Source organism: Paenibacillus sp. JNUCC-31 (genome assembly GCF_014844075.1).
Lineage (GTDB): Bacteria > Bacillota > Bacilli > Paenibacillales > Paenibacillaceae > Paenibacillus.
Window position 1 is genome coordinate 2755259 of sequence record NZ_CP062165.1, and the last position, 18959, is coordinate 2774217.

12 protein-coding genes are annotated in these 18959 nt (G+C 49.0%); 4 read left to right on the forward strand and 8 right to left on the reverse strand.

From position 1 onward, the window contains the following. Positions 1 to 148: 148 nt before the first annotated feature. The gene (locus JNUCC31_RS11980) at positions 149 to 937 is read right to left on the reverse strand and encodes an SDR family oxidoreductase (RefSeq protein ID WP_192271356.1); all 789 of its coding nucleotides are present in this window, start codon (positions 935 to 937) and stop codon (positions 149 to 151) included. Between the two features lie 27 nt (positions 938 to 964). Beyond that, positions 965 to 1468 carry a GNAT family N-acetyltransferase gene (locus tag JNUCC31_RS11985; RefSeq protein WP_192271358.1) on the reverse strand — a complete coding sequence of 168 codons (504 nt, stop codon included), beginning with the start codon at positions 1466 to 1468 and terminating at the stop codon, positions 965 to 967. 256 nt (positions 1469 to 1724) lie between these two features. On the opposite strand from JNUCC31_RS11985, the gene JNUCC31_RS11990 reads away from it, so the two are divergent. Next, entirely contained in the window at positions 1725 to 2996 is a 1272-nt protein-coding gene (locus JNUCC31_RS11990) for a methyltransferase domain-containing protein (protein ID WP_192271360.1), read from the forward strand. Positions 2997 to 3131: 135 nt separating this feature from the next. Here the strand turns inward: JNUCC31_RS11990 and JNUCC31_RS11995 are convergent, their stop codons facing one another. Together JNUCC31_RS11995 and JNUCC31_RS12000 are read right to left on the reverse strand one after the other, a co-directional pair. Beyond that, a complete protein-coding gene (locus JNUCC31_RS11995) occupies positions 3132 to 6533 on the reverse strand; it encodes a GH36-type glycosyl hydrolase domain-containing protein (RefSeq protein WP_192271362.1) in 3402 nt (1133 codons plus the stop codon). Positions 6534 to 6723: 190 nt separating this feature from the next. After that, positions 6724 to 7740 (reverse strand): LacI family DNA-binding transcriptional regulator, encoded by a 1017-nt coding sequence (locus tag JNUCC31_RS12000; RefSeq protein WP_192271364.1) that lies wholly within the window; start codon positions 7738 to 7740, stop codon positions 6724 to 6726. Between the two features lie 457 nt (positions 7741 to 8197). On the opposite strand from JNUCC31_RS12000, the gene JNUCC31_RS12005 reads away from it, so the two are divergent. The 3 genes from JNUCC31_RS12005 to JNUCC31_RS12015 all read left to right on the forward strand — a co-directional run bounded on the left by JNUCC31_RS12005 (position 8198) and on the right by JNUCC31_RS12015 (position 12782). Further along, positions 8198 to 9847, forward strand: a complete 1650-nt coding sequence (locus tag JNUCC31_RS12005; RefSeq protein ID WP_192271366.1) for an ABC transporter substrate-binding protein — start codon at positions 8198 to 8200, stop codon at positions 9845 to 9847. 95 nt (positions 9848 to 9942) lie between these two features. Then, complete coding sequence (locus JNUCC31_RS12010) at positions 9943 to 10968, forward strand: iron-hydroxamate ABC transporter substrate-binding protein (protein WP_192271369.1); 1026 nt, start codon at positions 9943 to 9945, stop codon at positions 10966 to 10968. A 101-nt stretch (positions 10969 to 11069) separates the two neighbouring features. Next, positions 11070 to 12782, forward strand: coding sequence for an ABC transporter ATP-binding protein (locus JNUCC31_RS12015; RefSeq protein ID WP_192271370.1), 1713 nt, complete (start codon positions 11070 to 11072; stop codon positions 12780 to 12782). A gap of 185 nt (positions 12783 to 12967) precedes the next feature. Here JNUCC31_RS12015 and JNUCC31_RS12020 read toward each other — a convergent pair whose 3' ends face one another. From JNUCC31_RS12020 to JNUCC31_RS12035, 4 genes are all read right to left on the reverse strand, one after another. Continuing rightward, a complete protein-coding gene (locus JNUCC31_RS12020; protein WP_192271372.1) occupies positions 12968 to 13882 on the reverse strand; it encodes a class I SAM-dependent methyltransferase in 915 nt (304 codons plus the stop codon). Between the two features lie 208 nt (positions 13883 to 14090). After that, positions 14091 to 15314, reverse strand: coding sequence for an MFS transporter (locus tag JNUCC31_RS12025; RefSeq protein ID WP_192272945.1), 1224 nt, complete (start codon positions 15312 to 15314; stop codon positions 14091 to 14093). A 213-nt stretch (positions 15315 to 15527) separates the two neighbouring features. Next, positions 15528 to 17591 (reverse strand): molybdopterin-containing oxidoreductase family protein, encoded by a 2064-nt coding sequence (locus JNUCC31_RS12030; protein ID WP_192271374.1) that lies wholly within the window; start codon positions 17589 to 17591, stop codon positions 15528 to 15530. A gap of 466 nt (positions 17592 to 18057) precedes the next feature. Then, positions 18058 to 18912, reverse strand: coding sequence for a formate/nitrite transporter family protein (locus JNUCC31_RS12035; protein WP_192271376.1), 855 nt, complete (start codon positions 18910 to 18912; stop codon positions 18058 to 18060). Positions 18913 to 18959 lie beyond the last annotated feature (47 nt).

Sequence of the window (18959 nt, forward strand, 5' to 3'; positions counted from 1 at the left end):
ATAGGTGAGGGGCTTTTTCCTCCCAATGCATGAATCAACTCAAAGCCCCTCCTTCTCCACAGTACGTGGATAGGAGGGGCTTTATCTTTATCCTATTTTCATATTGATGCATCCGTATAACTTGGAATCTTTAAATCAGGCTTCTTCCTTAGAGTGCACGCACCATGCCACCATCCACCACAAGAGATGTACCGGTAATGTACGTATTTGCTCCTGATAAGAGGAATACGACCGCTTTGGCAAACTCCTCGGGTTGACCATAACGTCCCAGTGGAATATCCTTACGGAATTGTTCGGCAACCTCTTCCTCACTTATTCCGTTCTGCTCTGCACGCGCTGCATCCAATTCCCGTATCCGATCGGTTCCGATCCGACCAGGCGCTACCGTGTTGATCAAAATGCCATATGGCGCAAGTTCCTGTGATAAGGTCTTCGCCAATCCAAAGACACCCGTACGGAACGTATTGGACAAGATCAGACCGGGAATCGGCTGTTTTACGGAAGTTGAAGCAATGTTCACGATATGTCCGCCATTCTCCTTCATGTAAGGAAGTGCACCACGAATCAGTCTGACATAGCTAAGTACATTTAATTCAAATGCGCGTTCCCAGTCTTCATCCGTCAATGACTCGAATGTTCCTGAAGGCGGGCCACCTGAATTGTTCACCAGAATATCAATCTGCCCAAATCGTTCGCCTGTCTTGCGGATCAGAGCATCAATATCTTCCTTGCGTGTCACATCCGTTGCACAATATTCGACACGTCCGCCACCACCAAGCGCCAGCAGCTCCTGCTTCACCGCTGCAAGCTTCTCTTCGCTCCGGCTGGCGAGCATGACATCAGCGCCTTCTGCCGCCAATTGAGCGGCTACCGCTTTGCCCAGTCCTCGACTGGATGCAAGCACCAGCGCCTTTTTACCCTGAAGTCCCATGTCCATTGCTATTCCTCCTTCAACAGATAAACCCTATCCTTTTCTCTGTATAAAATAACTCATCAGAATATCGTCCACATATTGGCCTGCAATATAAAATTCCGACACCAATCTGCCTTCCGTCACGAATCCGCACTGTGTATAAAACGCAATCGCTCCCGGATTGCTGGATAACACCCGCAACCTAAGTTTGCTGATCCCATGTTCATGAGCATGCTGCTTCATGGCATCCATCAAGGCCGTAGCCATACCACAGCGACGGTCATGGGGATGCACCGCGATATGAATTTCGTATACATGACGGTTGACAGGCATGCCTGTCGCCGGATGAAAGCCCACATAACCACATACCCGCTCTCCCTGAACGGCAATCAACTGACTGCCGGGAGGACAGTGCTGCAAATATTGCTGTCTGGATCGCCACTGCAATGGCGCCGGAGAGGTATGTTTATCCCATACCATGGCGTCCAGCTCCATGAGTTGGCCTGCATCCTTGATCTCGGATGGACGAATGGTAAATGTATGGCTGGTAAGCATAAAAATTCAACCTTTCGTGCAATAGTCAAAAATGCTGCGCGAAGCAGCTTTCGGTAATATTGTGGCTATTCGTTTCATATTGAGCGATATGCAGATGTACATGAAATCTGATGCACATGCTCCTTTGTTTTATATTGTAGCATAGCCTCAGGCCGGACTAAAATTTCACGCTGTGGATTGAAATTAATGCTAACCTTTCCGTAACGTCATCCTTTATACTAAATCGATAATATACTGATTCGATAAGGAGGTGTACATGATGAACATTAAGGAAGCCGCTGACAGACTCGGCATATCGGCGAGAGCCATTCGCTTTTATGAGGAAAAAGGACTGATTTCCCCCGCTAAACAGACAACTAACGGGTATCGCACATACACCGAGAATGACATCTGGCGGCTGCAAACCATTGCAGCGCTGCGTGAGATCGGGATGTCGCTTCAGGATATCACCCAAGCCCTCGGCGAGATTGATCAAGGCAATCAGCAGCGGCTGGAAGAATATCTGGAGTTACAGCAGGCGGTCATGTATGCCCAGTGGGTCGAACTCAAACGCATGCTGGATACAACCCAGCGCATGATTGATCTGAACCGCCAGGACGGGCCGCTGGACGTCAGCCATCTCCATGATCTTGCAGACAGTGCGCGTCGCCTCAGGGAAGCCCGGCAGAACTGGCATGATCGCTGGAACTACGACACCCAGGCGGCTATCCATGATCAACGAGTACAGGCGGAGGATGGCCGTATGCCCGGACAAACTGCATCGAAGGTCAGAAATGATTCGAAACCCGGAGCCATGCGAGCAACAGATGAGCCGGATCAAGAAGGCGAGCCAGATCATAACGGTGATGAAGTTCGTATTGATAAGAATAGCTGGATAGTACACAAGCTAAACAGCGTTACAACGTATTCAGAAGATACAGGATTAGGGTTAGATTCAGGAGTAGGTGCAAGGCCGTTCAATATATATGACAACTATGACGAAGCGCTGGAGCAGACAGCAAGCTGGATATCTCCTGTGCCCGGTGAGAAGGGGCTGGACATTGGAACAGGCACGGGCAATCTGGCTGGCAAACTGTTAGAGCGCGGCGCAGCGATGACCGCCATCGATCAATCCCGGGAGATGCTGCGTACATGCCGCACCAAATATCCAGAGATGCATGTGAAGCTTGGCAACTTTCTGGCGCTGCCTTTTGCCGACCAGTCCTTCGATTTTGTCGTATCCAGCTTTGCCTTCCATCATCTAAGCTCAGACCAGCAGCAGTTGGCGTTACAGGAGATGCAGCGAGTGTTAACTGCACGTGGACGGATCTGCCTGACAGACCTGATGTTTGTGGATGCAACTCACCGCCAGACGTATATCCAACAGGCTGAGGCAGCAGGTCATGAGGACCAACTGCACACGATAAGGGAACGTCATTTCCCACTGCTGGACGAGCTGTGCAGCTGGCTGGAGGGCGAAGGCTATGTTACGAAGCATATCCGCCATAATGCATTGTTGCACACGTTGCTGGCCGTTCCTTTGCGTTAGAATGAATATTCGTATCGTAACCGTCCCCCAACCTACCGATTGATCAACTAAAAAAGCCACAATAACAAAAGGTCACCCTTCCCTGTTAGGGAGGATGACCTTCCACTCTAGTGAAACATCGAGCTTGTATTGAATTTACATATAAATTTCAACAATCGCACGCTCAGAAGCACTACGCGCTTGTTTGAACTCATCCAGCGAGATACGGGCTCCACCCTGACGGTAGCGATTCGCCGTTTGCTCGGTGCGGATGTCCTTTCCGTTTACCGTTACACGGTTAACCGAACCTTCGTTCAGATGATAGATAAACGTTACCGGCTCGCCTGCATATTCAAATTCGAATTGCATGCCATCCAGCTCAGCCGGCAATACCGGGTCAATCACCAGATCTCCGCCTTCCTGACGAATGCCGAGTGCGTTCGAGATCAGTTGGTTCATGTAGATTCCAGGACCGCTGGAGTAGATTCTCCATCCACCCTTTACCTGCACCGTTCCTTTGCGTAGTTGATCAAAATGCTCCTGAGCCTCGTACCGCGTGTTGAACTTGCCGTCAGAACTGCTGAAATACGCATTCGCCTGACGAATCTCCGCATTAGGTACAACTTCGCCGATGCCAACCGGGTTAATCATGGCGAGACCATTCCACACCTGATCTGTCTTGCCGAGCTTCGCCATCGCTTCAACGTAACGGATATGAGCGTGTACATACTGCAAACCGATCTCGCGACCGAAGTTGGACGCCTGCTCTGCCCGCTTGAAGTGACTGCTCACACCGCCTGCATATTGAGCTGGGCGATTCATCAGACGTACCCCATCCGGGCACAGGAACTGCTCACGAATCAGTGCATAATGCGATTCTGCCTGTTCTGCATTCAGCAATTCACCGATCATGCTGCGTGTCATCGGCAGAAGGCGGTATTGAATGCCTGTCTCTGTGTCTGTTGGGTGAAGCATCAGCTTCGCCTGATCCGCTTCTTCCATGTATACGAAACCTGGAATCACATCTGTACCCAGCATGTAACGATTAAAGTCTTCACGGATACCTTGAGCCAGAACGTCCAGCTCCTGTGCAAATGCTGCGTCCTTATGCTGCAGTGCCTGTGCAAGCACATTTACAGACTGATACGTCAATGCAACGGTCCAGCTGCTCACCATGTATTGTTTGAGCTGTGCATTGGCTGGCTGGAGCGTATCATCCCAGTCCCCATCCCCGTAGGAAGACAGGAATGTGTCGTGAAGGAAGTGTGAGCGGATATATTCGATCTCTTTTTTCGCGTGGTCGAGTACAGTTGCCGTTTCTTCCGTGAATCCAAAGCTGTGCTTCACGGTATACGGCACTTTCTCATCCAGAATCGCATAGTCGCGAGTCGCTGTCAGATAATCCGCCAACACTTTCAGCGGCCATACGATGATGTCACCATGGCTCTCTTCCTGCTGAATGGCAAAATACTTATCAAACATGAACCATTGCGGCCAGTTGCCATCATCTTCATATTGGTGGGTATACACCATTTTGATGATATCCCGAACTTGCTCGTATTTTTGCGTTGCCATGAAGTATTCAACCGGACCTTGGCATACATCCCGAGTGCCCCATGCCGCGCCGCCATACTGCTCCAATCCGTGAGGTACGGAGTAGTGAACCAGCATGTTATGTGTGTACCACCAAGCCAGCGCGTTCACTTTGAACAGATCCTCTGCACTTTGACCCTCACCACGAGACAAACGGAAACCGTTCATTACGCCTGCGAAGAATTCGCGGTACGCCTGCACTTCCTCTTCAAATGTAAGGCTGGAGCCTGCTGCGACAGAGCCGTCTGACTCGTTTGCCTGACCTTCCAATACCCCTTGTACCTTCAGTGTCCATTCTGCACTCTCTTCCAGGCTAAGTGTAACCAACGATGCAGACCCACTGCGGATACCGCTCGCCAGCAGCGTTTCGTCTCCAACATTTACGGCTGCGCCATCCACCGACATGCGGTATTGCAGGTCTGGATACGTTCCGGCACTAATCGCTTGCGAATCAGCCTTGAAGATCAGCGTATTGCCATCCTGCGTCATATGCAGTGGATACTCGTATTCATTGACATTCATCGTAATCTGGTTGGTTACCAGATAGCGATATGCTTTTCCACTTGTCGAGCGTACGTTCATGCTTACTTCGGTCGTGTGTGCCCCGGTGTAGTTGGTCACGATAATGGTATCGGACTCGGTTTTATAGATCCAGCGTACATAGTTGAAGCCGATTTCGAACAGAGAAGGCATGGTCAGCAGACGATATTGTCCGTCCATTTCCACATAAATGCGTTGCCCAGCCGTCTTCGGCACGTTCAATGCGTTGCGGGCATTACTGATCATTTTATTAAAATTGGTATTACCAATAACGAGCTGTGAGTTGAAAATACCATACATATACGACGTTGTCGTAATCACTGGTGCACCAAGCTGTACGTTGCCGCCACTCATCAGAATATGGCCGTGCGGACGCTCTACGAGCAATTCTTTCGCTTTCAATACGATATGTTCATAGCTGTCCGTAAAGAAGGACAACAGCGAGTCACCGCTATGCTCTTCCTGATGACGATCAGGGAACAGCTCATTAATCTCATCTTGTGTCAAATCAAGTGCAGCAAGCGGTTCACCCAAGAAGGATGACAGTTTCACCTGTTCCAATGTCTCGCCATGCTGAGCAGTCAATGCTTGTACTTCGTTCCATGCTGCATTCACTTCATCCCCAAATTCCAGTGTAGAGATTCCGGCTGGATGATCTGCTTTGGCCAGTCCGTAGAAGACCACTCGGGCTTCCCCGTCCAAGTTTACGCTCTCCGATTGCAATGCTGTATAGGCAAATTCATACTGGTACGTCTCATTTGCCAGGGTATTATGGCTCAGGCTCTCAGGCTGGTTCGTTTCCTTGTAAGACAGACCAAAGAATTGGAATCCGTCTGTGGAGTAACCCACTGCCTTGGTCAGAGAACCTTGTTGCATGTAAGGGAAAGCACCGCCCTGAGGCTGGTTTTGACGGGAACATACCACATATCCCTTCGCTTCATCTTCGAACACCGTATGGTCAATATACTGTGACAGATAGGCTTCATTGCTGCGTACGGCACCTGGATCAGCAAGACCTACATCCTGTCCATATACCACGTCAACGTTATGTTGTTGTCCTGTGAGCTTCACATCCCAGAACCAGACGCCTTGCGTTGTAGCTGTAAACACAACCTGATAGCCAATGCCTTGTTCATTACCTTCAAGCTGTACTGTACCTTTCCAGATCAGTTGATTGCCGGATTGCGCTTTGCTTGTAATCACTTTGCTGTTCGAACGCACACCGAGCAATGGGAACGAGTGGATGTTCTCTCCCTCATGTACACGCAGGTACAGGTTATTCAAAGATCCATCAATCTGGTTGCTGAGCAACTGATTCAACATGGTCGTACCAGACTTGGCCTGATACAAGTCCCCACTGTTCAAAAAGGTAAAGGATAAATCCCCGGCAGTCAGCCGGATTGGTTCATTAATCATCGTTGTCATACTACTCACTCCTTCAATTGGTATAAAATCGAAACGTTTCGATACATCTGAAAAAGAATAGGGGTCCTCTGCGAAATGGCCTTTGCTGGCCCATTCGGACGGTGATCCCCATCATTCAACTCTCCATTCAAAACTTCTAGCCCATCAAAAACAGTGACTCAAGCCGCATTCCCTACCGACAAATCACATTTTAGGCCGGCTGAATTCCTGACTCTACCTGCAGCGATCGCACAGATTCACGCTCAACCAGATCAATGGTTAATGTGTACGATGGATTCACTGCTTCTCCATTCAGCATCTGGAAGAGCAAATGCCCTGCCAATGAACCCGCTTCGTGCTTGGGCTGCCGCACTGTTGTAAGCGGAGGATGAACATATTCGGACAGTTGAATATCATCAAATCCGATAACCGAAATGTCATTCGGTACGGATATTCCGCTCTCTTCAAATGCCTTCAGTCCACCAATCGCCATTTCATCATTCCCGTAAAATACGGCAGATGGTAGCTCGCCCTGCATAACCATCATCTTGGTTGCACTATATCCGCCCTCACGTACAAAGTTACCGCTTAGACGCCATTTGGACTTCTCTTCAAGGCCAGCCTCCTGCATGGCTCGCAAATATCCTTGATAACGCAGAGCATTATCATAAGAATTGGATGGCCCACTGATATAGGCGATGGTCTTATGCCCCTTCTGAATGAGGTGTCGTGTAGCCAGGTAACCACCTTGTTCCCCATCCACCAGCACGTTGACCAGATGATCACTCGACAACTGCCGATCCATCACAATGATTGGGAAACGCCCCCCGGCAGATTCCACCAGGGTATCATCATGGATGTTATGAGCCAGGATAATAGCGCCATCCACTCTTTTTTCTTGCAAGAAACGAACCGCTGTGGAGTCGCGACCTCCCATAGAGCTGCAAGCAATCAGATCATATCCGTTAGCCAGCGCTACGTCCTGTACGCTCCGAATCAATTCGGAGTAATACGGACCCGACAGATCTGTAAGAATCAACGCAATTGTGTTCGTTCGGCTCCGCTTCAGGTCCATGGCAAAGCCGTTTTTGCGATAATTCAATTCCCGTGCTGCCGCCAGCACTTTTGCCTTGGTCTTGGCACTTACCTTGCTGTCCCCATTGAGTGCATAGGAAGCGGTTGAGAGCGCCACGCCTGCCAGCTTTGCCACATCCTTAATCGTTGCCATTCCACGTTCGCTCCTTCTAACTTTCTTGTTACCTATCATTTTATACTGTACATGGTTGCAACAACCACTCATCTCTATTCATTGTCCAACGGAAGTTACATCCACTCCCGATTCATCGAAACGTTTCGAGGTATTTCCAAAAAAAATCTCTCTTCACGTCTTTTAAGCATCACTGCTGAATCTTATACCCTTTAATTGTAAATATAACTTGGTCGAGAGACCTTATTTCAATATTGGACTAGAGGAAGAATTCATTATAAATCACAATGAATACGCCTGTAAACCATAGATTGAAACGTTTCGACATTTTCATTATAGTCGGAGTTGATAGCGATTTCAACCTCTTTATCCATTTTCCACGGAAATATGTGAAAGGAATGATTTGGGTACCTACAACATGCCTTTGTGGTATTATACTGCATATTAGTTCAATTCACTATAAGGAGTCCGTTAAGTTATGAACAATCTGGTTCCAAACTTTCATAAATCGTCCCAGCTCCAAGCTGGGCGCTTGCAGGAAATCAGCACTGTTCCTCCCGCGATGTTTAGACTGTGTCACCTGGCTCGGCTCCATGATCACGAATCTTACTCTCGTATAGATGAACTCTGGAGCAATAAGCATGTTCTCTATGTCATTACCTCGGGTCAGGCAAGGCTGATTAGTGATCATGGACATTTGATGGTTAATAGCGGCTCGGCTGTCATGCGTCAGGCGGGGACTTTACTTCAACATGAAAGCAAACGCGGTTCACTATCGCCGGTTCAGGGCATCGCCATTGCCTTTGATCCTGCTGATAACGAACAAACTCTCTGGCCATTTGGACCTCCTGCTGCCATTTCGAGTCGCGTCATTATCGAACTGGTCTCTGATCTCGTTCTGGCCTGTTCGCAAAGCAAGGAGTCCGGTCCGTTCAAACCCCATGCGTTGTTCTATCAGCTGCTGGATACTTTACGTGATCATGCTGTGCAATTGGCTCATGAAGACCATTCGTGGCTCGATCTTGTGATTGCACACATTCATGAGATGGTTGCCTATCCCCTTACCCGGGAGCAATTAGCAAGAGAGGTGAATGTGAGTCCAGAGCATTTTTCACGAGAATTTAAAAAGCATACCGGACTTACGTTTGTGGAGTATGTTACCCGGCTGAGAATTCGAATTGCCCAGGAAAAGCTGCTTTTTGCTAATCCGACATTGCAGGAGCTCGCGCAGTTGACAGGATACAGAGACACCTTTTATTTAAGTCGGAAATTTAAGCAAACGGTTGGTTGCGCACCGACACTCTATCGGAAAACGCCAAAAAAAATCGTAAGTCTTACTTACAACTATACTGCGTCCTTGCTCGCACTGGGCCATATCCCTCATATGGGTGCCGTCGGGGATTGGATGGAAGCAAAAGTAGTTGAATACGGGGCAGAACCATTCATACAATATTCTGAACATGAACTTATTAATCATACGGATCTAATCGCAGACACTCATCCTGATGTCATTCTTGGTTATGCACCTCATTCGGGCATGGATAAATTACGGCAGATTGCACCCACCATTTTGATGCCCTTCGAGGAACTCGACTGGCAGGAACAATTCATTCATTTGGGACGTATCACGGGATTGGAAAAGAAAGCTCGTGCGCTATTAGACCGTTATGATACGCTTCAGCAGGAGGCCAATCGTACACTGGATCAGATGATGGGTGAACGTGGTTCAGCCGTATGCATATTCATGATTGGTGAGAGTGGGGCGTACATCTACGGTCACGGATGGGGCAGAGCTTCTCATATTTTGTATCACTCGCTGGGCTTCACCCCTCCTGCACGCATGGAGAAGGATGGCCAGCTGCTCACAGGTTACATTCATGTTCCGTTAGCAGAGATTCATCTGTATGCGGCAGATCATATTTTTATTGACTATGCCAGGGAATCGTCGGAGCAGCATGCTGTGGACAAGCTGTTCGCTCAGGAGTCCTGGAACGCCTTGAGTGCTGTCCGGGAAGGGCGACTGTACGAAATTGACTCAAATATGTTTTATGGATTCGACCCCATCTCGGTTATGGAGCAATTACAGCACATCATGCATAAACTGACATCACATCTGTCCATGCACTAGTCATCATAGATGTCCATGTACAAATATCACGTCATCCTCTATGTTATTAATGAGAATAATAATCATTATTGATTACACATAGGGGGAACAATCATATGTTTGCTGCAAAAAAACGCTTTTCCGGCTTGCTGCTTATGCTCGCCATCCTCATGATCCTGGCTGCCTGTAACAGTGGTACGGGTTCGGGCACAACGGAACCAACAGCGGCGGGTTCAGAATCGACAACAGGTTCGACCGAAACAGACACCGACTCTTCGTCCGGTTCAGGCAATTTGAAGGCTACGCGGATCTACAAGTCATTAAGTGGAGATGTTGAAATCCCGGCTGAACCGAAACGAATTGTTACGGATATGTACGTAAGTGATCTGCTTGCACTAGGGGTGAAACCCGTTGGTGCTGTTCAATATTATTTGGAAAACCCGTTCTATGCAGATCAGGTGGAGGGCATAGAAAGTATTGGTGATCGGGGTGCTGTATCCCTGGAGAAGGTGATTGCGTTGGACCCGGATCTGATTATTACCTACTCTGACCAAGCCGAAGAAATTGAGAGCTATCAAAAAATCGCACCTACTGTGGTCATTCCCTACGGTACATTTACGAATGTAGAGGATGAAATTCGGGGGTTTGGAGAACTCATGAACAAATCCGAAGAAGCCGAAGCCTGGCTGAAAACGTACGACGAACGAATTGAAGCGGCTCGTGCCAAAGTAAAAGCAGTCATTAAACCGGAGGAAACCTTCTCGATCCTCGAAGTATCAGACAAGAGCTACTATGGTTATGGAGACAACTTTGGTCGCGGTGGACAGGCCGTTTATCGTGCTTTGCAACTTGCACCACTCGAAATCACCAAGAAAGAACTGATGGGTGATACCCAGTGGAAAGAGATTTCACGTGAAGTCGTTGGTGATTATGCTGGAGACCATATTTTCCTGACCGTAGGGGAGAACAATAAAAATTACCAAGGCGACTCCATCTGGCAATCGCTCCCGGCAGTAAAAAACAATCAGGTATACGAATTACTGGAAGACCGTTACTGGTACTTCGACCCGATTGCAATTCAAGGTCAGGCTGAAGAATTTGCCGATATGATCGTAGAACGCGCACAGCAAAATCGTAAATAAGAGGATAGATTCGATATTCATTTCTTAAGATCGAACGTGACGCCCGGACAGGCCGATCAGCCTGCCTGGGCTTTTGCGTTATAAGAAAGGAGGATTTACATATGCTTCGCCGTTTCATGGCTTATTATCGTCCTTATCGGGGACTCTTTATATTGGACTTCTCCTGTGCAATTCTGGCTGCGCTGCTGGAGCTTGCGTTCCCCTTGGCTGTAAACAAAGTTGTCGACCAGCTGCTTCCCGCAGGCAACTGGTCCATGATATTAGCAGCCTGTGCCGGATTACTGGGCATCTACCTGCTCAGTTCCTTTTTCCATTATGCAGTCACCTACTGGGGACATAAGCTGGGCATTAACATCGAATCCGATATGCGGCGGGAGCTGTTCCAGCGTGTGCAGAAGCAATCCTTCCGCTTTTTTGATAACAACAAGACAGGGCACCTCGTCTCTCGCATGACCAACGATTTGATGGATATTGGCGAGATTGCGCATCATGGACCCGAGGACCTGTTCATTGCCCTGATGACGTTAGCTGGAGCCTTCGGCATTATGCTGGGTATCAACTGGCAACTGGCTGTAATGACCTTCATCATCGTGCCGCTGATGATCTTCCTGTCCCTCTATTTCAGCCGCAAAATGTCCAAAGCGTTCAAACGCATGTTTGCGGATATTGCAGATTATAACGCACGCGTAGAGAACAATGTCAGCGGAATTCGTGTAGTACAGGCCTTTGCCAATGAAAAGCATGAAGTGAAACGTTTTGTGGAAAATAATGAACGCTTCCGCCTGACCAAACTGATCACCTACCGGATTATGGCGTGGAATTCCTCGCTCAGCTTCATTCTGATGAAATTTGTCTCACTGTTTGTCCTGGTATGCGGTACGTGGTTTGTGATTCAGGGCAGCATGACCTACGGGGAATTTATCGCCTTCGTCATGTTATCCAATGTGTTTCTTGGACCGATTCAGCAGATCAATTCCGTCATCGAAACCTATCCCAAAGGCATCGCCGGTTTCAGACGTTACCTGGAACTGCTGGAAGCTGAGCCTGATGTGGATGATACACTACAGGCCAAACCCATCCCGCATGTGAAAGGCGACATCGCCTTCCATAACGTCACATTTGCATATGGGGAACACAAACCTACGTTGGATCAGGTTAATCTGGAGATTCAGGCAGGACAAACGGTTGCGCTGGTTGGTCCTTCGGGTGCAGGCAAATCCACACTATGCAGTCTCATTCCACGCTTTTACGATGTGGATGCGGGGCATATCTCCATTGACGGGATTCCGGTAAAAGATATGACGCTGGAGTCACTGCGCTCTCATATCGGGATTGTGCAGCAGGATATTTTCCTGTTTGACGGATCGATCCGCGAGAATATTGCCTATGGGAAACTAAATGCACCGGATGAAGAAATCTGGCAAGCCATCCGCCGGGCCCAATTGGAGGAGCTCGTCCAATCCCAACCGGAAGGACTCGATACTCTAATCGGTGAACGAGGCGTTAAATTGTCTGGCGGACAGAAGCAACGTCTATCTATTGCTCGCATGATACTAAAAAATCCGCCGATCCTCATTCTGGATGAAGCGACTTCTGCACTCGATACCGAAACGGAAGCCGCCATTCAGCTGGCTTTATCCGAGCTTGCACAAGGACGTACAACGCTGATTATCGCCCATCGACTCGCAACGATCAGACACGCGGATCGCATTGTGGTTGTGGAGAACGGCGGCGTAGCCGAACAAGGCAGCCATGATGAACTTCTGGCGCGTCAGGGCTCATATAGCCGATTGCATCAAGCCCAATTTGGATAGGTTTCGGAAGTAACGTCTTCTGGATTCGTTCAACCGCAGATATGCGTTATTGGCGCTAATAACACGCGCTCGGTTCGATAAACAGTACTAACGCTAAAAAGGGATGCCCCGTCATATTCATGACTATGGGACATCCCTCTCTTATTCAGATCCTGTTCTGTGATAATCACATCAGGAATAGGATTTTATTTTTTTACCGCATGGATAAAATGGTTTGTTTCGAAGGCGGACAAGTCATCTGTACGATTACTGAAATAACGAGCCTGTATGTCTTCCGGCGATAGATGCTCATAGATGAGAAGTCCCACATCCGCCAACAATCGCTCCATCTCCTCGTAAGCGAAACAGGATTGCATCGGCTCGCCTCCCATTGCAGCCATTTTAACCATATTTTCAACCCGGTTAAACCTTCCTTTTTCATCAAAGAGATGCTCATCTGCATAATCCAGCACAATGGAGCTTCCCGTTGGAAAATCCGAAAATATATGCCGGAGCAAGTTAGACAGATCTGTTTTGGTCAAATAATACGAAACACCCAGCAGACTGACCATCGTCTTTTGCTTCTTCAAGCCTTCTTCAGTCAAACGTTCATACGAGGGCTCACGGGTAAAATCCATTGGCACGAAATGAAGATTGCCCGGTATGACCAGCTTGGCCTGGTCCAGACGCTCCCGCTTGAATTGCTGTGTAGCCGGATAGTCCACTTCAAATAGTTCCAGCGTATCCTCCAGTTCCGGATGCCTCAAAGCAAATGTATCCATCCCCGCGCCAAGAATGACAATCTGCTTCAATCCGAACGCGACTTCATGCAACAACACATGCTCACAGTAGGCGGTCCGAGCCAGCGTTATTGGAGACAACTGCACCTGAGTAATCCATTTTAAAATTTTATCCGGGTCGTCCTTGAGATGATGAGCCATGTTCGGGTTGAAAAAATGGATGCCTTGAATCATATTCTCGCGAATATCCGAAAACTCTTGAGGCGTCATCAGCGCTTTGGCGATATAATCATCGAAAATAAGAGGTGTATCGTATTGGCAGTGATAGGCTCGGCCAAAAGCCGAAATCAAGGATGTAATGCTGGACTCATTTTGCTTCATATTTCACCCTCCCGTACAAACAAAAATAAGATTCCCCTGGCCAGGAGAACCTTAGTATATACGGAATATGTTTATATGTAAATTATAGCATAAAAAGATTTTTTTGTCAATCAAAATTTACGGAATAATTCGACAGATTAAAGTGGCTTTCTTTTCCCTCCACTCCAACCTGTCTCCTGCTTTCCTCATACCACTCAGCTCGAAAAGGTTAAGCGTCCACCCCGTACTCCTTCACTTCACGATTGCGGTTCAGCACCGCATGCAGTACAAAACCAAGCACCGCGATGCCCGCCATGCCTGTCGCTAGCCACGCTACAGGGATCAGTCCCTGTTTGTCGTACATGACCCCCATCGCATACGGCCCGATAACCCGCCCGACCGCACCAATCCCACCGGATATCCCGATGTAGAAGGGTGCCGATCTTCCCGCATGCTCTGAGATGAATGCCGGGGTAGCAGGTGAGATCAGCATTTCCCCAAAGGTAGCCAGTACCATCGCAAGCACCATACCTGGATAGCTATACATGGTGATCATGACGATGTAGGCCATGCCATAGAACACCGCACTTGCAGTCATCTGAGCGGTCGATGTACGAGCCATCGTCCGCTTAATCCAGCTGGTGAAAGGTTGTCCCACAAAGATCAGTACCCCGTTCAGGGTCCAGAGCAGACCGTACATTCGTTTCTCCATACCCTCGGAAATAATATACGGAGACACCCCTGTATTCCAGATGGAATTACCGAACAGCAGGAACAGTACGCCCAGGCTCATGAACAGATATAATCTGGTGTTACCCAGCAGCGCCCAGACGCCTGGACCATCTTGAACCGTTTTGTGTTTGGTCAGATGCACTTCGCCCTGATCCGGTTCTGCCCGTGACAGATAATACCAGAAGAATATCGCAAACCCGGCGGAAGTCACCCCGTTCAGCACAAAGCTGAGGTGATAGGAAAAGTCAGCCAGAAAACCACTGAGCGCCGTACCAATCGCCACTCCGATATTGTTGGCTACATAGATCACATTGAACAATTCCCCGCGTCGCTCCGCAAACCGGAAGCCGATAAAGGCTTGAATCGCTGGCAGCGACAATGAACTGAACAGGCCAATCCAGCCCATAGCACATATGAACACAACCCAATATGCACTGATCCACGGCAGAGCAAATAAACCTACCGCGTTTAACGCCAGCGATCCGATGATCAGCTTCTTCACTCCGACCCGGTGATATAATGCACCGCCGAGCAATTGCCCAAAAATGCCGCCCAGCGACTGGATCAAAATGACAAACCCGGCGTTCGCCATCGTGCGCCCAAGCTCGTCAAATACATACATCGTGGTCAGCGGCCACATCAAGGCACTGCCTGTCGCATTAACCAGACTTGCCAGCAAAAATATTTTCACTTCTTTTGGATACGTCTCCAGCCATCTCATCATCTTCGTTTATTCTCCTTAATACCTTCAACAGCATATTGCCATAAAAAATAGACCCTTGCCCTGACGGCATGATCAGCCAGAGCGAAGGCCATTTGAATTTAGAATTCATGATTTTATTGTAATTTTAAATTTAATGAGGTGCTTTTTGCGTTCACTTTACCATCTATCCTTTGTTCATCTTACCTGAAATGCCCCTTTGTGCAAGCACATTCATTGACGCTTCACTTCGACAGTGGCCGAGAAGAATGTAGCCCCGTTGCCCATATCAGACAGTCGATTGGACGTGAGCGAATTCGCCCGCTGTTTCTTGCCATTGCCATCCCACCATAAGCCTTGGCTGATCACTGTTCCTGGCAGCATCGATTCACTCACCTTGGCGGTTAGTTCGATCCGGCCACGGTCGTTCCATACGATCACCGCATCCCCGTCTTCCACTTGTCTGCAAGCGGCGTCTTCCGGGTGCATTTGCAGTAATGGCATCTTCTCCAAACGTTGATGTTTGGCCGAATTGGCAAAGGTGGAATTCAGGAAGTTATGGTTCGGTGGCGACAGAAACATCAGCGGATAGACATCCGCAGGTCCAGCCGGGTTTTCCCCGTCATACCCCTCAACCAGTGCACTGTACGTAGGCAGCGGCGGCAATCCCTTATGTGCCATCGTTTCCGAATACAGTTCAATTTTCCCCGAAGGCGTAGGCAGTTGATCCAAATAGGACACATGTGAGGACATGTCCAACTTGACGAAATGGTGCTGCTTCAACCCCTCCAATGTTACTCCGTTCATATAGGGATTGCCCGTATCCTGGAGCGCTTCATGTATCATCTGTTCCGGTGTCTCACCGAAAATCTCCGGGTCATACCCCATCGCCTGTCCAAGCAAAGAGAACAGTTCCACATTGCTCTTGCTCTCACCAATAGGTGCAATGACTGGCTCTTGCAAATGAACATACTGATGCCAGTAGGACGTATACAGATCCGTCGTTTCAAACGAAGACGTCGCAGGCAGCACGAAATCCGCATATTTCGCCGTATCCGTCATGAACAGATCGTGGACAACCGTGAACAGATCTTCCCGTGCAAAACCTCGCTCTACCCGCTCGGTATCCGGTGCCACTACCAGTGGATTGCTGCAGTAGACCATCAACGCCCGGATCGGCTGCTCCGCTTCCAGCAGCGCTTCGCCAATCCGGTTCATATTCACCACGCGCGGCTTCGGGTTCTGCCGCAGCTCTGGACGCTCGAGCGTATCGCTATTGGTGCTCGCATAGCTGTTGGTACGGATAGCACCACCGCCGCGCTTCAACCATTGGCCTGTGATGGCAGGCAGACAGGCTACGCTGCGTACGTTCATGCCACCATTGTCATGGTGCTGGAGGCCATTGCCGATATGAATATGGGCTGCTTGTGCATTGCCGTACAGCTCAGCCAGCTTCACGATATCGGCTTCCGGCACGCCCGTAATACGTGCAACGCGCTCAGGGGTGTAGCTGCGGACATGATCACGCAGTGCCTCATGGCCAACGGTATACTTTTGCATGAAAGCCTCATCTGTCAGTCCCTGCTCGAACAGTACATGCATTAATCCGAGGGCCAGTGCGCTGTCTGTACCCGGGTAGAGTGGAATAAACCAGTCTCCCCATTGGGCGGTTCGATTGCGATGAACATCGATGACAACAATTTGGGCGCCCTTTTTGCGAGCTTTCTCCGCCAGCACAACCTGATGCATATTGGTACTTACGATGTTGCCGCCCCACACCAGTATGACATCGGCATGCTCCGTATCTTCGGGCAAGGTTCCCCGGTTCGCACCCATCGTATATTTCCAGCCGGTATTTCCAGCTGAATTACAGATCGTCTGTTCCAATTTGCTCGCCCCAAGCGCATTGAAAAATCGACGATCCATGCCGTCCACACCAAGAATGCCCATGTTTCCATAAAAGCTGTATGGCAAGATGCTCTCTGGTCCGTAGGTATCCGACAGTGAACTGAATTTCGCCGTAATCTCGCCGATGGCTTCGTCCCAGCTGATTCGTTCAAACTGGCCTTCACCCTTGGCTCCGATGCGTCTCATCGGATATAGCAACCGCTCGGGGTGATATACCCGCTCCGTCATATTCCGGACCTTGTTACAGATGGCACCTTTTGTAATCGGATGCTCCGGATTGCCCGCCACCTTCACAATCTTACCGTTCTCCTTATGAAGCAGCAGGCCGCAAGTATCCGGGCAATCGAGCGGGCAAACCGCCGGAAATACGCCATTCTCCTGATCGATCATATACCAGTTCCTCCCCCTTCAAAGCTATCCTTCTATCATATCTTCTTCATGGTAATCGCGTAAAGAGAACAGTCTATATTCGCCCGATACTTGCTGCCACAGACAGCTTAAAATATTTTCAAAAAAAGTTTTCCGACTTGATTCAACATCCAAATTCAGGGGTAAATTAAAAACAAGGCATTAGGCAAGTGTTTCCCCACTTCCTCCTCATGCCATATCATGGACCACTCCCGAAATTCGCCATGAACAGGTTTCGTTCCCCCGAACCTTGTCATGGCGAATTTATTTTTTGTGTACATTTATACATTAAAAAGGCGATTCCTTTCCCGTCCATCAAGGCATAGCAGTTCGCTATGAGTTGAACGGGATCAAAATCGCCTCTCCTGTTTCTTTAAACTCGTCTTAGCACGTCTTTGCACCTGTAACTTTGGTTATAACTCTAATACGGGTACTCGGCAAATTACTGCTACGCCTGCTTGCTCCACATGGGTCTGGCTTCCGTCTCCACAGACTGAGCCGCCGCCATTGCCATCTCCGGCTTCACATCCGGCTCAAGCTTGCGCAGGTACACCATCCAGTAGGCAGCCGCCACAAACAGCGCCCCTCCCGTCAGGTTGCCGAGCCATACCGGAATAAAATTCATGATGTATTGCCCCCATGAATAATGCCCTTCAAAGATCGCCGCAGGAATCAGAAACATGTTGGCGACAACGTGCTGGAATCCAATAGCCACAAAGGCCATCGTTGGGAACCAAATACCCAGTACCTTGCCACTCATCGTATCTGATGCATAAGACAGCCATACCGCGAGAGCTACCAGCCAGTTACACCCGATCCCGGATATAAACGCCTGAAGGAAGCTGTCGTCCAGCTTGTGTCCAGCCATATCAACCACTTTCGTCAAATAGGCACCCTCTGCCGTCAGACCGAGCACATGCCCAAAAGCATAGGCCACAAAGATCGCCCCAAGGAAATTACCTATTGTTACTAAGGTGAGATTCTTCAACATGCTGCCTGCGGACAGTTTGCGTGCAATCGTCGCGAGTGGAACAGCCATCATATTGCCAGTAAGCAGCTCCCCACCGCCAATCAGCACCAACATTAAACCTACCGGGAACACGGCTCCACCAATCAAATTAACCAAACTGCCCCACTCTGCCGGAGCAGAGGCAATGACCCGAATATCCAACAGAAATCCGAGCGCGATAAAAGCACCTGCCAGAAAACTGAGTATTAATACGGAGGACACCGGATTATGAGCTTTCTTCATCCCCGTATGCGCCGTATATTGTGCAACCTCAAGAGGTGTTTTTGCTGCCATAACGATCCTCTCCTTCACAGTTCATGAACATCATAATCCAACTTGTT

What these genes read in the sequence shown, in the direction of transcription:
- JNUCC31_RS11980 (WP_192271356.1), bottom strand. Translation starts at nt 937, where the DNA reads ATGGACATGGGACTTCAGGGTAAAAAGGCGCTGGTGCTTGCATCCAGT.
- JNUCC31_RS11985 (WP_192271358.1), bottom strand. Translation starts at nt 1,468, where the DNA reads ATGCTTACCAGCCATACATTTACCATTCGTCCATCCGAGATCAAGGAT.
- JNUCC31_RS11990 (WP_192271360.1), top strand. Translation starts at nt 1,725, where the DNA reads ATGATGAACATTAAGGAAGCCGCTGACAGACTCGGCATATCGGCGAGA.
- JNUCC31_RS11995 (WP_192271362.1), bottom strand. Translation starts at nt 6,533, where the DNA reads ATGACAACGATGATTAATGAACCAATCCGGCTGACTGCCGGGGATTTA.
- JNUCC31_RS12000 (WP_192271364.1), bottom strand. Translation starts at nt 7,740, where the DNA reads ATGGCAACGATTAAGGATGTGGCAAAGCTGGCAGGCGTGGCGCTCTCA.
- JNUCC31_RS12005 (WP_192271366.1), top strand. Translation starts at nt 8,198, where the DNA reads ATGAACAATCTGGTTCCAAACTTTCATAAATCGTCCCAGCTCCAAGCT.
- JNUCC31_RS12010 (WP_192271369.1), top strand. Translation starts at nt 9,943, where the DNA reads ATGTTTGCTGCAAAAAAACGCTTTTCCGGCTTGCTGCTTATGCTCGCC.
- JNUCC31_RS12015 (WP_192271370.1), top strand. Translation starts at nt 11,070, where the DNA reads ATGCTTCGCCGTTTCATGGCTTATTATCGTCCTTATCGGGGACTCTTT.
- JNUCC31_RS12020 (WP_192271372.1), bottom strand. Translation starts at nt 13,882, where the DNA reads ATGAAGCAAAATGAGTCCAGCATTACATCCTTGATTTCGGCTTTTGGC.
- JNUCC31_RS12025 (WP_192272945.1), bottom strand. Translation starts at nt 15,314, where the DNA reads ATGAGATGGCTGGAGACGTATCCAAAAGAAGTGAAAATATTTTTGCTG.
- JNUCC31_RS12030 (WP_192271374.1), bottom strand. Translation starts at nt 17,591, where the DNA reads ATGATCGATCAGGAGAATGGCGTATTTCCGGCGGTTTGCCCGCTCGAT.
- JNUCC31_RS12035 (WP_192271376.1), bottom strand. Translation starts at nt 18,912, where the DNA reads ATGGCAGCAAAAACACCTCTTGAGGTTGCACAATATACGGCGCATACG.